Source organism: Micromonospora sp. NPDC049301, from assembly GCF_040678715.1.
Lineage (GTDB): Bacteria > Actinomycetota > Actinomycetes > Mycobacteriales > Micromonosporaceae > Micromonospora.
Window position 1 is genome coordinate 647645 of sequence record NZ_JBFAQO010000001.1, and the last position, 14003, is coordinate 661647.

Here is a 14003-nt window from a genome sequence, read left to right on the forward strand (position 1 = left end):
CGGGAACGGACCGCCGCGTCAGAGCGGTTTGCCGCCCGCGAAACCCGAAACGCGGACGGCGCGTTACGTTGGACATCCGAACCGCCGGTGCGACGGCGGGGTCGAGAGCGGTCGCTGTCCGGGCGCCGGCAGACCACGAGCAGGAGTGAGGTCGGGGAGAGACGTGCCGAGCAACGCTGGAACCACCCGTCTGGTCATCGTCGAGTCACCGGCGAAGGCCAAGACGATCTCGGGCTACCTCGGCCCGGGGTACGTCGTGGAGGCCAGCTTCGGTCACGTCCGCGACCTGCCTCGCAACGCCGCCGACGTGCCGGCCAAGTACAAGAAGGAACCGTGGGCCCGGCTCGGGGTGGACGTGGACAACGGCTTCCACGCGCTCTACGTCGTCTCCGCCGACCGCAAGCAGCAGATCAGCAAGCTGGTGAAGCTGGCCAAGGAGGTCGACGAGATCTTCCTGGCGACGGATGAGGACCGCGAGGGCGAGGCGATCGCCTGGCACCTGGTGGAGACGCTCAAGCCCAAGGTGCCGGTCAAGCGGATGGTCTTCCACGAGATCACCAAGCCGGCGATCCAGGCGGCGGTGGCGAACCCCCGGGAGATCGACCGCGACCTGGTCGACGCGCAGGAGGCCCGGCGGATCCTCGACCGGCTCTACGGCTACGAGGTCTCCCCGGTGCTGTGGAAGAAGGTCATGCCGAAGCTCTCGGCCGGCCGGGTGCAGTCCGTGGCGACCCGGATCGTGGTCGAGCGGGAGCGGCAGCGGATGGCCTTCCGCACCGCTGAGTACTGGGACATCCTGGCCACTCTCGCCGTGGCGAACGCCGGCGAGGGGCCGCGTGCGTTCAACGCCACCCTGATCGCGCTGAACGGCGACCGGATTGCCACCGGAAAGGACTTCGAGCCGACCACCGGCCGGGTGAAGCCCGGGGCCGGCGTGGTGCACCTGGACGAGGGTGGCGCGCGTGGGCTGGCGGCCCGACTCGAGGGCCGGCCGTTCACCGTCACCCGGGTCGAGGAGAAGCCCTACCGCCGCCGCCCGTACGCGCCGTTCATCACCTCCACCCTCCAGCAGGAGGCGGCCCGGAAGCTGCGCCTGTCCTCGCAGCAGACGATGCGCACCGCGCAGCGGCTCTACGAGAACGGCTACATCACCTATATGCGTACCGACTCGGTGAACCTGTCGGAGACCGCCATCTCGGCGGCCCGCCGGCAGATCGTCGAGCTGTACGGCGAGCGCAGCGTGCCGCCGGAGCCGCGCCGCTACACCGGCAAGGTGAAGAACGCGCAGGAGGCGCACGAGGCGATCCGCCCGGCGGGGGACAACTTCCGCACCCCGGGCGAGGTGGCCAAGGAGCTGTCCGCCGAGGAGTTCAAGCTCTACGAGCTGATCTGGCGCCGCACCATCGCCTCGCAGATGACCGACGCCGTCGGCTCCAGCGTCTCGGTGCGCATCCGCGCCGTCTCCACCTCGCAGGAGGAGGCGGACTTCGGCGCCACCGGCAAGACCATCACCGACCCGGGCTTCCTGCGCGCGTACGTCGAGTCCAGCGACGACGAGAACGCCGAGGCCGAGGATGCCGAACGCCGGCTGCCCACCCTGGTCAAGGACCAGCCGCTGACCGCCGACGAGCTGGCGGCGCAGGGCCACCACACCCAGCCGCCGTCGCGCTACACCGAAGCGTCGCTGGTCAAGGCCCTCGAAGAGCTGGGCATCGGCCGCCCGTCCACCTACGCGTCGATCATGCAGACGATCCAGGACCGGGGGTACGTCACCAAGCGCGGCCAGGCGATGATCCCCACCTTCCTGGCCTTCGCGGTGATCGGCCTGATGGAGCGGCACTACCCGCGCCTGATCGACTACGACTTCACCGCCAGCATGGAGAACGAGCTGGACGAGATCGCCGGCGGTGACCACGCTGCGGTCGACTTCCTCACCGCGTTCTACTTCGGCAGCACCAACGGCGCCGGCGACCAGGACATCGCCCGCTCCGGGGGCCTGAAGAAGCTGGTCACCGAGAACCTCAGCGAGATCGACGCCCGCAGCGTCAACTCCATCCCGCTCTTCACCGACGACGAGGGCCGCGAGGTCGTGGTCCGGGTCGGCCGGTACGGGCCGTACCTCCAGCGGGAGCTGCCCGGCGGCGAGCCGGCGGCACCGGCCGAGGGCGAGGAGGGCGGTGCCCAGGGCGACCGGGCGCCGATCCCCGAGGGGGTGGCCCCGGACGAGCTGACCCCGGAGAAGGTGCACGAGCTGTTCCTCGGTGGCAGCGGCGAGCGCAAGCTCGGTGACGACCCGGCCACCGGCGAGCCGATCGTGCTCAAGTCCGGCCGGTTCGGCCCGTACGTGTCCAGCGGCGAGCGGAAGTCCTCGCTGCTGCGCTCGCAGACGCCGGACTCGTTGACCCTGGAGGAGGCGCTCAAGCTGCTCAGCCTGCCCCGGCTGGTCGGCGTCGCGCCCGACGGGGTCGAGGTGTTCGCCAACAACGGCCGCTACGGGCCGTACGTGAAGCGGGGCGAGGAGTTCCGCTCGCTGGAGTCCGAGGAGCAGATGTTCACGGTCGGCCTGGACGAGGCGCTGGCGCTGCTGGCCGCCCCGAAGGCGCGTGGACGGCGGGCGGCGGCGCCCCCGCTGCGCGAGATGGGCGTTGACCCGCTGACCGAGAAGCCGCTGGTGATCAAGGACGGCCGCTTCGGCCCGTACGTCACCGACGGGGAGGTCAACGCGTCGCTGCGGCGTGGGCAGACCCCGGAGGCGCTGAGCATCGAGGAAGCCTCGGAGATGCTGGCCGAGAAGCGGGCCAAGGGTCCGGCGCCGCGCAAGAAGGCGGCGGCCAAGAAGGCTCCGGCGAAGAAGGCCACGGCCACCAAGAAGACGGCTGCCGCCAGCAAGTCCACCGCCGCGAAGAAGACCACCACCGCCAAGGCGACCACTGCCAGGAAGGCGGCCCCGGCGAAGAAGGCGGCCCCGAAGAAGGCCGCCGCCAGGCCCGGCGAGGAGTGACGGTCACCGACCCCTGTCCCTAATGGATGAAATGTCCCATTTAGGCCAGGGGTTTGGCGGAGGTTCCCTAACGTGAGGGGATGTTCGCCACCACTGCCACGCGTCGCCGCGTACTCGTCGGCGCGTCGGCGGGAGCGTTGCTGCTTGCCGTGGCCGCGGTCGGCTCCTGGGCGATGCATGCCGAGAGCTCCGGGCCGGCCGGGGCCACCGCGTCACAGGCTGCCCCGCAGACCGTCGCCCCGGAGTCGTCCACCGGGCCGACCCGGGATGCCGCCAACCGGCGCACCGTGCGACTCGTCGCCGCGGGTGACGTTCTGGTCCATCCCGCGGTGACCGACCAGGCGCGTCGGGACGGCGCCCAGGCCGGCCGCCTGGACTTCGCCCCGATGTTCGCCGGGGTCGCCCCAGCCGTCGGCGGCGCCGACCTGGCGCTGTGTCACCTCGAAACGCCACTTGCCGATCCCGCCGGCCCGTTCGCCGGCTATCCGTCGTTCAACGCGCCCCCGCAGGTGCTCGAAGGGCTGCGCAGCGCCGGGTTCGACGGCTGCTCGACCGCCTCCAACCACACCCTCGACCAGGGCGCCGACGGGGTGGCCCGAACGGTCCGCGCGCTCGACGCCGCCGGGCTGGGGCACACGGGCAGTGCCCGCAGCGCCGCCGAGGCGGCCACGCCCCGGATCTACCAGGTCCGCGACGTCCGCATCGCCCACCTGGCGTACAGCCTGAACTTCAACGGGCTGAGCCGCCCCCCGGGCCAGCCGTGGCTGGCCAACCTGATCGATCCGCCCGAGATCCTCGCCGCCGCACACGAGGCGCGCGCCGCCGGCGCCGACATCGTCGTGCTCAGCCTGCACTGGGGTACGGAGTACCAGCACCTGCCGGACGCCGACCAGCGGGCCTGGGCACGGCAGTTGATCTCTTCGCCCGACGTGGACCTCATCCTGGGCCACCACGCCCACGCGGTGCAGCCGTTCCAGCGCTTCGGCGACAAGTGGGTGGTCTTCGGCATGGGCAACGAACTGGCCCGGCACGCGGAGCCGATCGACGACAACCGCGAGGGTGTGATGGCCCGGGCGACCTTCACCGAGACCGCCCCGGGGCGCTGGACGGTGACCCGGATGGAGGCGCTGCCAACCTGGACCGACCTGGCACCGGCCCTCCGGCTGGTCGACCTGACCGCAGCGCTGGCCGACCCGGCCACCCCGCCGGGTCTGCGGGGCGACTACCGGGCGGCGTACCAGCGGGTGCTCGGCTACGTCCGATCCCTCGGCGCAGGCCCGGATCAGGTGGTGGCGTCGGGCGGCTGAGCGCCGCCACCCAGGACGCGGTCGAGGTGGGCGTTGGCGAACCGGTGGTCGGGGTCCAGGCGGTCGCGGACGGCCAGGAAATCGGCAAACCTCGGGTACGCGGGGGCCAGGCTGGCGGCGTCGCGGTAGTGCAGCTTGCCCCAGTGCGGGCGGCCACCCAGCCCGGCCGCCACCTCTTCGAAGGCCCGGAAGTACGGCTCGTACGGCATGCCGACGTACTGGTGCACGGCGATGTACGCGGAGTCCCGGCCGTAGCCGTGCGACAGCCAGATGTCGTCGGCGGCGGTGAACCGCACCTCCACCGGGAAGAGCACCTTGAACGGCAGCCCGTCCACGATCCGCCGCAGCGCCGCCAGCGCCTCGGGCAGCGCCTCGCGGGGCAGGCCGTACTCCATCTCCACGAAGCGCACCCGGCGCGGGGTGCAGAACACCCGGTCGGAGCGGCCGGTGTACCGGCGTTCGGTGAGCGCGCGGGCGGAGACCGCGCTGATCCCCGGGGCCAGGGCCGGCACGGCGCGGCCGAGTCGGCAGGCGCTGGCGAAGACGGTGTTGGCCAGGAAGTCGTCGTCCAGCCAGCCGCGCCAGCGGGGCAGCGGGCGGTCGTTGGCGGGTACCCGGTCGTTGGTCTTGACCTGGACCCGGGACGTGTAGGGGAACCAGTAGAACTCGACGTGGTCATGGCCGTCGATCAGCGCGGGCAGTTCGTCGAGCACGTCGGCCAGAGCCGCCGGGCGTTCGTGGGCGTGCAGCACGAAGGCGTCCACGCAGCGCAGGGTCACCTCGACCAGCACGCCGAGCGCGCCGAGCGAGACCCGGGCGGCGGCGAAGATGTCCGGGTGCTCGTCGGCGGAGCAGTGCAGCACCTCCCCGGTGCCGGTGACCAGGGTGATCGCCTCGACGAAGGTGGACAGGCAGCCGAAGCCGGCGCCGGTGCCGTGGGTGCCGGTGGAGATCGCGCCGGCCACCGTCTGCGCGTCGATGTCACCGAGGTTCGGCAGGGCGAGGCAGTGCCGGGCGAGCAGGCCGTTGAGGGCGTGCAGGGTCATCCCTGCCGGTACGGTGACCAGCCGGTGCTCGACGTCGACGCTGACGGTGGTGTTCAGCTCGGACAGCTCCATCCGCTGGTCGTCGGCGAGCGCGATGGCGGTGAAGGAGTGGCCGCTGCCGGCGACCCGGATCCGGCGGCCGGTGGCGGCGGCGGACCGGACGGCCTCGGCGACGTCTGTCGGCGAGCCGGGGCGGAGGATTGCGGTGGCGCTGCCACGCTGGTTACCGGCCCAGTTGGACCAGCGGGCGGTGAGCGGTGCGGTGCTGCCGACCATGCGCGCTCCTCAAGATGAATATGAACTGACTTCATATCAGGAACGTTGTAGCTGGTAAATACCGCAATTGCGGTCCGCTCGTTGTACCGGTAGTCACGGACTCGTGACGTGGAGATATGTTCATCCGTCGAAGGGGGGTGGCGCCGAGTGTCCACACCAGCCGCCACGACCGGGCCGCTGCGCCGCGTACCGGTGCAGGGTCGAAGTGTCGCGCGGGTACAGCGCATGTTGGATGCCTGTGCCGAACTCGTCGACGAGGTGGGGTACGAGGGGCTGACCACGACCCTGCTCGCCGAGCGCGCCGAGGTGGCGATCGGGTCGGTCTACCAGTTCTTTCCGGACAAGCGGGCGATCGTGCAGGCGTTGACCCTGCGCACGATGGAGTCCTACCTCCAGCGGCTCGACGAGCGGTTCGCGTCCGACGAGATGACCCACTGGTGGGACGGCGTCGACGCGGGGATCGATGAGTACATCACGATGCACCGCACCGTTCCCGGCTTCCGTACCCTGCACTTCGGCGACGTGGTCGACCTGCACCTGCTCGATGAGCAGCGGGACAACAACGGCGTGATCGCCGACCAGTTGGCGCGGGTGCTCACCGAGCGCTTCGGGCTGACCGACGTGCCGCAGCTCCGCTTCGTCCTGGAGATCGCGGTGGAGGCGGCGGACGCGCTGATCAAGCTCGCGTTCCGGCGGAAGTCCGACGGCGACGAGCGGGTGCTGCTCGAGGCGAAGGCGCTGATCCGCGAGTACCTGCACCGCCAGGTCGACGGCCCGGAGAGCGGCCGGTCGACCGCCGAGCAGCAGGTCACGGCCGCCCAGCCCGCCTGACCCGGTCCGCCCCGACGGGGCGGCGCCGGGCGGCGGGTGGCACCTCAGAGGAACGCCTGCCCCTCGCCCCGGTACGTCGGTACGGTCGCCACGACCGTGTCCCCGTCGACCAGGTGCAGCTCGTTGACCCGCTCGCACAGCTCACCGGCCTTGGCGTGCCGGAACCACACCCGGTCGCCGATCCGCAGGGTGGCCGCCGCCGCGCCGGACAGCGGGGTCTGCACCTCCCCGGCCCCCTCGGTGCCGACCAGCTTCAGGCCGGCCGGCAGCCACGGTCGGGGCAGCCGGCTGTCGGCGGCCGGCCCGGAGGCGATCCAGCCACCGCCGAGCACGGTCGCCAGCTCCGGTGTCGGCCGGCGGACCACCGCGCAGGCGAAGAACGCCGCCGGGGTGGGGCGCCAGGCTCGGTAGGCGTCGAACAGCGTCGGCCCGTACAGGCCCGATCCCGCGGTGACCTCGGTGACCGCGGGATCGGCGCTGGTCGCGGCCACGCTGCCGGTGCCGCCGCCGTTGACGAACTCCAGGTCGGCATGCTCACGGACCGCGGCCACCGCCGCGCTCCGGCGGGCCAGCAGCTCGCGGTACGACCCGCGCTGGGCCAGCCGGATCGCGCCGGCCAGCAGTGTCTGCCCCGGCGGCGCGTCGCCCAGGCCGGCGATCTGCGCCTCGTACGACATGAGGCCGACCAGCCGGAAGCCGGCCCGGCCGGCGAGGGTGGCGGCGAGCGCGCCGGCCGCTCGGGCGCTGTGCACCGGTGAGCGGCGCACGCCGACGTGCACCCGTCCGCGCAGTGGTCGCCAGGAGGCGTCCAGGTCCAGGCAGAGCCGCAGCTCGGCGCGCTGCCCGGGTGCCCGCACGGCGTCGATGAGGTCGAGCTGCCCGGTGCCGTCGATCATCAGGGTGATCGCGGCGGCCAGCGCCGGGTCGGCGGCCAGCTCGGCGAGCGCCACCCGGTCCGCGCTCGGGTACGCGACCAGCACGTCATCGCTCACCCCGGCCCGGACCAGCCAGATCGCCTCGGGCAGGGTGAACGCCATCACGCCCCGCCACCCGGGCCGGGCGAGCGCCCGGCTGATCAGCTCTCGGCTGCGGACCGACTTGCTCGCCAGCCGGACCGGTTTGCCGGCGGCCCGGTCGGCCAGGGCGTCCGAGTTGGCGTCGAAGGCGGTGAGATCCACCACCGCGTACGGCGGGTCGAGGTGGGCGGTCGCCCGATCCAGGCGCTCGCGAAGTTTGTCGCTTTCGATGGCCACGTGTGCACGCTAACTGTCTGACGGTGAATGCGAAATACCCTCGCGTACGTCCGGGCTGCGGCTGGTGCCGTTGGCGGCCTAGGCTCAGCGAGCAGGAGAATGTCGCCGGGGGGACGGCCCCCACCGGGTCTAGAGTGTTCCACCGGAGGCGCCCAGCGATGGGCCGGCACGTGGAGGTACGGCCATCGAAAGCCAGAACAGCGGCGAGTCGCCCGGCGTGTCGCGCCCAGGTGACCAGTCGGGCAACGCCGCCAACCAGTCCAGCATGAGTCAGGTCGATCCGTCCGGCTACGCCGCGATCCGCTCGGTCCTGCGGATCCGGCCGTTCCGGCGGCTCTGGATCGTGCTCGGCGCCGCCTCCTTCGGCGACTGGCTCGGCCTGCTGGCTACCTCCGTCTTCGCCGCCTCCCAGGTCCAGGGCAACACCGCCAAGGGCGCGGTCTTCGGCAGCGTCATCGCGATCCGCCTGCTGCCCGCGCTCGTGCTCGGGCCGATCGCCGGCGTGCTCGCCGACCGGTTCGACCGCCGCTGGACGATGGTCATCTGCGACCTGCTCCGGTTCTTGCTCTTCGCCTCGATCCCATTGGTGGCGCTGGTCGGCGCCAGCGCCGCGATCGTGGTTCTGTGGGCGACCGTCGCCACCTTCCTGATCGAGTCGATCACGCTGATCTGGATCCCGGCCAAGGAGGCCGCGGTCCCCAACCTGATCCCGCGTGCCCGGCTGGAGGCGGCCAACCAGCTCACGCTCATCACCACGTACGGCCTGACCCCGGTGCTCGCCGCAGCCGTCAGCGCCGGCCTGGACCGCAGCGTCCGGGGCGTCACGGGTGGCAACTTCCCGGACTGGGCCGAGCCGGCCCAACTGGCGCTCTGGTTCAACGCCCTCTCCCGGCTGGCCACCGCCCTCGTCGTCGCGTTCGGCATCAAGGAGATCAGCCAGGGGCAGACCGCCGAGGGCGACCGGCACGAGCAGAGCATGCTGCGCCAGTTCAAGGAGGGCTGGCAGTTCATCGGGCAGACCCCGCTGGTACGCGGGCTGGTCCTCGGCATCCTCGGCGCGTTCGCCGGCGGCGGCATCGTGATCGGCACCGCGAAGTTCTTCGCCAGCTCACTGGGCGCCGGTGACGCGGCGTTCTCGCTGCTCTTCGGGGCCATCTTCGTCGGCCTGGCGCTCGGCATCGGGCTCGGCCCGATGATCGTCAAGGAGATGTCCCGGCGTCGCTGGTTCGGCATGAGCATCGTGCTGGCCAGCGCCGCCGTGATGACCCTCGCCTTCGCCATCCACCTGTCCATGGCGATCGTCGGCGCGGTGCTGGTCGGCGCCGGCGCCGGCATGGCCTTCCTGGCCGGCACCACCCTGCTCGGCGGTGAGATCAGGGACGAGGTACGCGGCCGGGTCTTCGCCGTCGTGCAGATCGGCACCCGGCTGGTGCTGATCCTGGCCATCGCGCTGAGCAGCCTGCTCGCCGGTGTCGGCGGCTCGCGCAAGCTGGAGATCGCCGACCTGGGCGTGTCCATCTCGTCGACCCGTCTGCTGCTGCTCGCCGCCGGGGTCGCCGGCATCTTCGCCGGGATCAGCGCGTTCGGCCAGATGGACGACAAGAAGGGCGTCCCGGTCCTCGCCGACCTCTGGGGCTCCATCCGGGGCCGCCCGCTGATGCCGTCCGAGCCGTTCGTCTCCGCCGGGCTCTTCGTGGTCTTCGAGGGCGGAGAGGGCGCCGGCAAGTCCACCCAGCTCGCCGCCCTCGCCGAGCGGCTCCGCGGCCAGGGGCGCGACGTCGTGGTCACCCGCGAGCCGGGGGCGACCACCGTCGGGCAGCGGATCCGGTCGCTGGTGCTGGACAACACCGGCGAGGAGGCGCCCTCGCCGCGCGCCGAGGCGCTGCTCTACGCCGCCGACCGGGCGCACCACGTGGCCGCCGTGGTGCGGCCCGCGCTGGTCCGGGGCGGCGTGGTGATCAGTGACCGGTACGTCGACTCGTCCCTGGCGTACCAGGGCGCCGGGCGGACACTCCCGGTCGACGAGGTCTCCTGGCTCTCCTCCTGGGCAACCGGTGGGCTCAAGCCCGACCTGGTGGTGCTGCTGGACGTCGAGCCGCAGACCGGCCTGTCCCGGGTGGCTTCGCGCAGCGAGAGCGCCGACCGGCTGGAGGCCGAGTCGGTCGCGTTCCACGAGCGCGTCCGGTACGCCTTCCTCGACCTGGCCGCCGCCGACCCGAAGCGCTACCTGGTGCTCGACGCGTCCCGGCCGGCCGAGGAGATCACCGGGCAGGTGATCCGACGGGTCGAGGAGATGCTCGGGAATCCGGGCGGCATCGTGCACCCCCGGCCGGCGCAGGGCCCGGACACCTCGGTGCAGCCGGAGTTATCCGACTCGGAGCTGGTGACGATGGAGCATCGAACCTGATGCCGGACGTCTTCGCCGACCTGGTCGGTCAGGACGAGGCGGTGACCGAGCTGCGCCGGGCCGCCGCCGCGGCGGCGGCCGTGCTGCGCGTGGGCGCCGCCGACCGTACGCCCGCGCTGATCGCCGCCGGCCCGGCCGGTGACGACCGTGCGCCGGCCGGGGTCGACCCGAGCGCCGGGATGACCCACGCCTGGATCTTCACCGGGCCGCCCGGCTCCGGCCGCTCGGTCGCCGCGCGGGCCTTCGCCGCCGCCCTCCAGTGCGTGCACGGCACCGGCTGCGGCGAGTGCCCCGGCTGTCACACCACGATGGGTGGCACCCACGCCGACGTCCGGATGGTGGTGCCGGAGGGGCTCTCCATCGGCGTCGGCGAGATGCGCGCGCTGGTGCTCCGCGCGGCCAGCACCCCGTCCGGCGGGCGCTGGCAGGTGGTCATCATCGAGGACGCCGACCGGCTCACCGAGGCGGCCGGCAACGCGCTGCTCAAGGCGATCGAAGAGCCCCCGCCGCGTACGGTTTTCCTGCTCTGCGCCCCGTCCACCCACCCGGACGACATCTCGGTGACCATCCGGTCGCGCTGCCGGGTCGTACCCCTGCGGCAGCCGCCGGCCACGGCGGTAGCCGAGGTGCTGGTCCGTCGGGACGGCGTCGCGCCCGACGTGGCGCAGTGGGCGGCGGCGGCCGCGCAGGGGCACGTGGGCCGGGCCCGCCGGCTGGCCCGCGACCCGGAGGCCCGCAAGCGGCGTGAGGCGGTGCTCGCCGTGCCTCGCCGGCTGACCGGCGTCGGCGCGGCGTTCGACGCGGCGTCCGCGCTGATCGAGGCGGCCGAGGCGGAGGCCGAGGCGGCGGTCACCGAGGCCGACACGGCCGAGCGGGCGGCGCTGGAGACCGCGCTCGGCGCCGGCGGCACCGGTCGGGGCGCGGCCGGTGCCATGCGGGGTGCCGCCGGGCAGCTCAAGGAGCTGGAGAAACGACAGAAGTCGCGGGCCACCCGGGCGCAGCGCGACGCGCTGGACCGCGCGCTGGTCGACCTGGCCGGCTTCTACCGCGACGCGCTCACCATGGCGCTGCGCGCCCCGGTCGCCCCGGTGCACACCGACACCGCCGCGCTGGCCGGCGCCGGGGCGCAGAAGTGGGACGCCGAGGGGTCGCTGCGCCGGCTGGAGGCCGTGCTCGCCTGCCGGGCCGCGATCGAGGCGAACGTCAAGCCCCGGATCGCCGTCGAGGCGATGATGCTCGCCCTCTGGAAGGGCTGACCCGCACTTTTCCCGCCACGGTCCCGTCCGGCGGACCGGTCGTCCACAGGCATCGACACGCGCGATTGCTGTGCGGTACGGTCCGGTGTGCTGTTGTGACGACGACAGCACGCTCAGTGAGGGGTCATCCGGGAGGAGTCGGCCGATGCCGCGGGGGGAGATCGACGAAGCCTGGATCGAGGAGGCGGTACGGCGCTACCGCCGGATCGAGTCGCTCCAGGCCGAGTTCGACCAGGCGGTGTCGACCGTCGAGGTCACCGTCCGGTCGCCGGACGGGCTGGTCGAGGTGGTGGTCACCGCCGGTGGGCGGATCACCGACGTCCGGTTCCTCGGGCCGCTGCACAGCCGCAGCCCGCGGGACGTGGCCGGCTCCGTGCAGGCCGCGGTCACCGCCGCGGCCGACGCCGCCGAGTGGGCCCGGGAGAAGCTGCACAACGAGACGTTCGCCGCCTACCGACCGCTCGCGGGGGCCTGAGATGGACACACTGCGCGCGCTCTCCGCCCGGCTGGACGAGGCGAGCGCCACGCTGGCCGCCCTGTCCCGCACGGTCACCGCGAGCGATCCGGCCCAGGCCGCCTTCGGCACGGACGCCCCGGGCCGCCCCGGCGAGATCGGCCGCGCGCTGCACCGGCAGTGGACCGCCGCCACCGACGACCGGGCCCGCGAGGCACGCGCCGCCGCCGGTCGGCTGGCCGCCGCCGCGTCGGCCGTGCGGGAGGCCGCCGACCGTTACGGCGAGGTCGACCGGGCCGCCCGCCGCCGCATCACCGGGGAGCCCTGATGGACCCGCTGGACCGGCTCGCCGACCCCGGCCTGGACCTGCTTCGCCGGGTGGACACGCTGCTCGCCGCCGGCGTCCCCGAGGGGCACCGCGTCTGGCCGCTGCTGCGCCGGATGCAGGTGCTCCCGGGCGACGCGGTCCGCGGCTTCCTCGACCTGCATCCGGCACCGCTCGCCAGCGCCGGGCACGCGGTGCGCCGGCTGGTCCGGGGGTACGACGACGTCTCCGCCGCGCTCACCGAGCCGGTGCTCTGGTCCGGTCCGGCCGCCTCGGCGTACGGGCACGAGCGGGCGGCGCTGCTCCGCCACCTGGACGAAGGGCCGGAGAGCCTGGTCGGGCGTCTGGAGTCCACCGCCGGGTACGCCGACGCGCTCGCCGACTGGGTGGACGGCACCCGCCTCGCCCTGGCCCGCACCCTCGCCGACATCCTCCGCTCGGCCGAGGCGGTCGCCGTCGTCGCGGCCACGGCCACCGGCACGTCGCTCCGGCCCGGCCCGGTGGGGCCCGGCGTGGCCGACGCCGCCGAGATCGCCGCGCGGGTGCTGGCGGTGCTCTGCGTCGCGTACGACGGTGCGGAGACGCTGCTGCGCCAATGGGCGCCGAGCCTGGCCGAGTCCGCCTGGCGGCCGCCGGTGGACGGTCGGCCCCGGTACGACGAGGCCACCCGGGTCGGCTGGTAGCTGCCGCCGCGCCCCCGGACAGGCCACGGCGTCGCCCGCGGGCACCCGGCCTGAGCCGGCGCCGGCGGCGACGCCGTGGTCTTCCCCCTGCACCCCCCGCAGGTCTGCCTCCACTCAACGCCGCCCGGGCGCGTTTGTCCCCTGTCGCGGCCCGGATTCAACCGTCCGGGCGAGGAGCAACGGCACGACGGGTGGCCCGGCATCGGTCAAGTCGACGGTCATGGATGACAGCGGGGGGTAGTCGTCCGGCGACGCCCGGCGCGCCCGTCGGCGGTGATCCGTCGTAGGGTGGAGGCATGGGCATGCTCTGCGCGGTCAGCTTCAACCGGTACGGGCGCCTCTACTACCTCGACCCGGGTGAGTTGCGCCCGCAGGTCGGCGACAAGGTGCTGGTGCCGACCGACGACGGGCCCGAGGTGGCCGAGTGCGTCTGGGCCGCGCAGTGGGTGACCGAGGAGACCGACGGCTTCCCCCGGCTGGTGGGGCTGGCCGGCGACGACGATCTGCGCCGGGACGAGGCGTTGCGCCGGCGCAAGGCCGAGGCCAAGGTGGCCGCGAAGCGGCTGATCCGCGCGCACGGGCTACCGATGAAGGTGGTCGCCGTCGACCACGTGCTCGGCTCCGCCGAGGGCGGCGGCGAGCGCAGCACGGTCTACTTCACCGCGCCGCACCGCGTGGACTTCCGCTCCCTCGTTCGTGACCTGGGCGCCACCCTGCACTGTCGCGTCGAGCTGCGGCAGCTCTCCGCACGGGACTCGGCGCGGGTGCAGGGCGGCATCGGCTCGTGCGGCCGGGACCTGTGCTGCGCCACGTTCCTCACCGACTTCGAGCCGGTGACCATCCGGATGGCCAAGGACCAGGATCTGCCGCTGAATCCGCTGCGCATCTCCGGCGCGTGCGGCCGGCTGATGTGCTGTTTGAAGTACGAACATCCTCTGTACCAGAGATTTCAGGAGACCGCCCCGGCGGTCGGCAGCCGGGTGTCCACGCCGGAGGGCGACGGCCGGGTGATCGGCCACAGCGTCCCCCGTGACGCGGTGACGGTCCGGCTGGACGCCGACGGCTCCCGCTGCTCCTGCTCCCGCGCCTCCGTCTGCGCCCCCCGCCAGGCCCACGACCAGCACTACACGCCCTGACCCCCGGGCCTCCCCGGGCCTCTCCCGC

General features: G+C 73.3%; 11 protein-coding genes. 9 read left to right on the plus strand and 2 right to left on the minus strand.

The window, feature by feature from the left end; all coding sequences use genetic code 11:
• Nucleotides 1–163 precede the first annotated feature (163 nt).
• Nucleotides 164–3001, plus strand: a complete 2838-nt coding sequence (gene topA, locus AB0K07_RS03090; RefSeq protein ID WP_363750526.1) for a type I DNA topoisomerase — start codon at nucleotides 164–166, stop codon at nucleotides 2999–3001.
• An 80-nt stretch (nucleotides 3002–3081) separates the two neighbouring features.
• Nucleotides 3082–4308 carry a CapA family protein gene (locus tag AB0K07_RS03095; protein WP_363750528.1) on the plus strand — a complete coding sequence of 409 codons (1227 nt, stop codon included), beginning with the start codon at nucleotides 3082–3084 and terminating at the stop codon, nucleotides 4306–4308.
• Here AB0K07_RS03095 and AB0K07_RS03100 read toward each other — a convergent pair.
• On the minus strand, nucleotides 4284–5630 hold the full coding sequence (locus AB0K07_RS03100; protein WP_363750530.1) for a D-arabinono-1,4-lactone oxidase: 1347 nt from the start codon (nucleotides 5628–5630) through the stop codon (nucleotides 4284–4286). The two genes, AB0K07_RS03095 and AB0K07_RS03100, sit on opposite strands and share 25 nt — an antisense overlap.
• Before the next feature lie 225 nt (nucleotides 5631–5855).
• On the opposite strand from AB0K07_RS03100, the gene AB0K07_RS03105 reads away from it, so the two are divergent.
• Nucleotides 5856–6461 carry a TetR family transcriptional regulator gene (locus AB0K07_RS03105; RefSeq protein WP_363750532.1) on the plus strand — a complete coding sequence of 202 codons (606 nt, stop codon included), beginning with the start codon at nucleotides 5856–5858 and terminating at the stop codon, nucleotides 6459–6461.
• Between the two features lie 44 nt (nucleotides 6462–6505).
• Here the strand turns inward: AB0K07_RS03105 and AB0K07_RS03110 are convergent, their stop codons facing one another.
• Complete coding sequence (locus tag AB0K07_RS03110) at nucleotides 6506–7714, minus strand: amino acid deaminase/aldolase (protein WP_363750534.1); 1209 nt, start codon at nucleotides 7712–7714, stop codon at nucleotides 6506–6508.
• Nucleotides 7715–7979: 265 nt separating this feature from the next.
• Between AB0K07_RS03110 and tmk the strand changes: the two genes are divergently transcribed.
• From tmk to ricT, 6 genes are all read left to right on the plus strand, one after another.
• A complete protein-coding gene (tmk, locus tag AB0K07_RS03115) occupies nucleotides 7980–10121 on the plus strand; it encodes a dTMP kinase (RefSeq protein WP_363750536.1) in 2142 nt (713 codons plus the stop codon).
• A complete protein-coding gene (locus AB0K07_RS03120; RefSeq protein ID WP_363750537.1) occupies nucleotides 10121–11377 on the plus strand; it encodes a DNA polymerase III subunit delta' in 1257 nt (418 codons plus the stop codon). The genes tmk and AB0K07_RS03120 overlap by 1 nt, the downstream gene beginning before the upstream one ends.
• Before the next feature lie 145 nt (nucleotides 11378–11522).
• Nucleotides 11523–11852 (plus strand): YbaB/EbfC family nucleoid-associated protein, encoded by a 330-nt coding sequence (locus tag AB0K07_RS03125; RefSeq protein ID WP_053659404.1) that lies wholly within the window; start codon nucleotides 11523–11525, stop codon nucleotides 11850–11852.
• 1 nt (nucleotide 11853) lies between these two features.
• Nucleotides 11854–12159, plus strand: a complete 306-nt coding sequence (locus AB0K07_RS03130; protein WP_363750539.1) for a hypothetical protein — start codon at nucleotides 11854–11856, stop codon at nucleotides 12157–12159.
• A complete protein-coding gene (locus tag AB0K07_RS03135; protein ID WP_363750540.1) occupies nucleotides 12159–12839 on the plus strand; it encodes a hypothetical protein in 681 nt (226 codons plus the stop codon). Before AB0K07_RS03130 ends, AB0K07_RS03135 begins: the two co-directional genes overlap by 1 nt.
• 296 nt (nucleotides 12840–13135) lie before the next feature.
• Nucleotides 13136–13975, plus strand: coding sequence for a regulatory iron-sulfur-containing complex subunit RicT (ricT, locus tag AB0K07_RS03140; RefSeq protein WP_363750541.1), 840 nt, complete (start codon nucleotides 13136–13138; stop codon nucleotides 13973–13975).
• Nucleotides 13976–14003 lie beyond the last annotated feature (28 nt).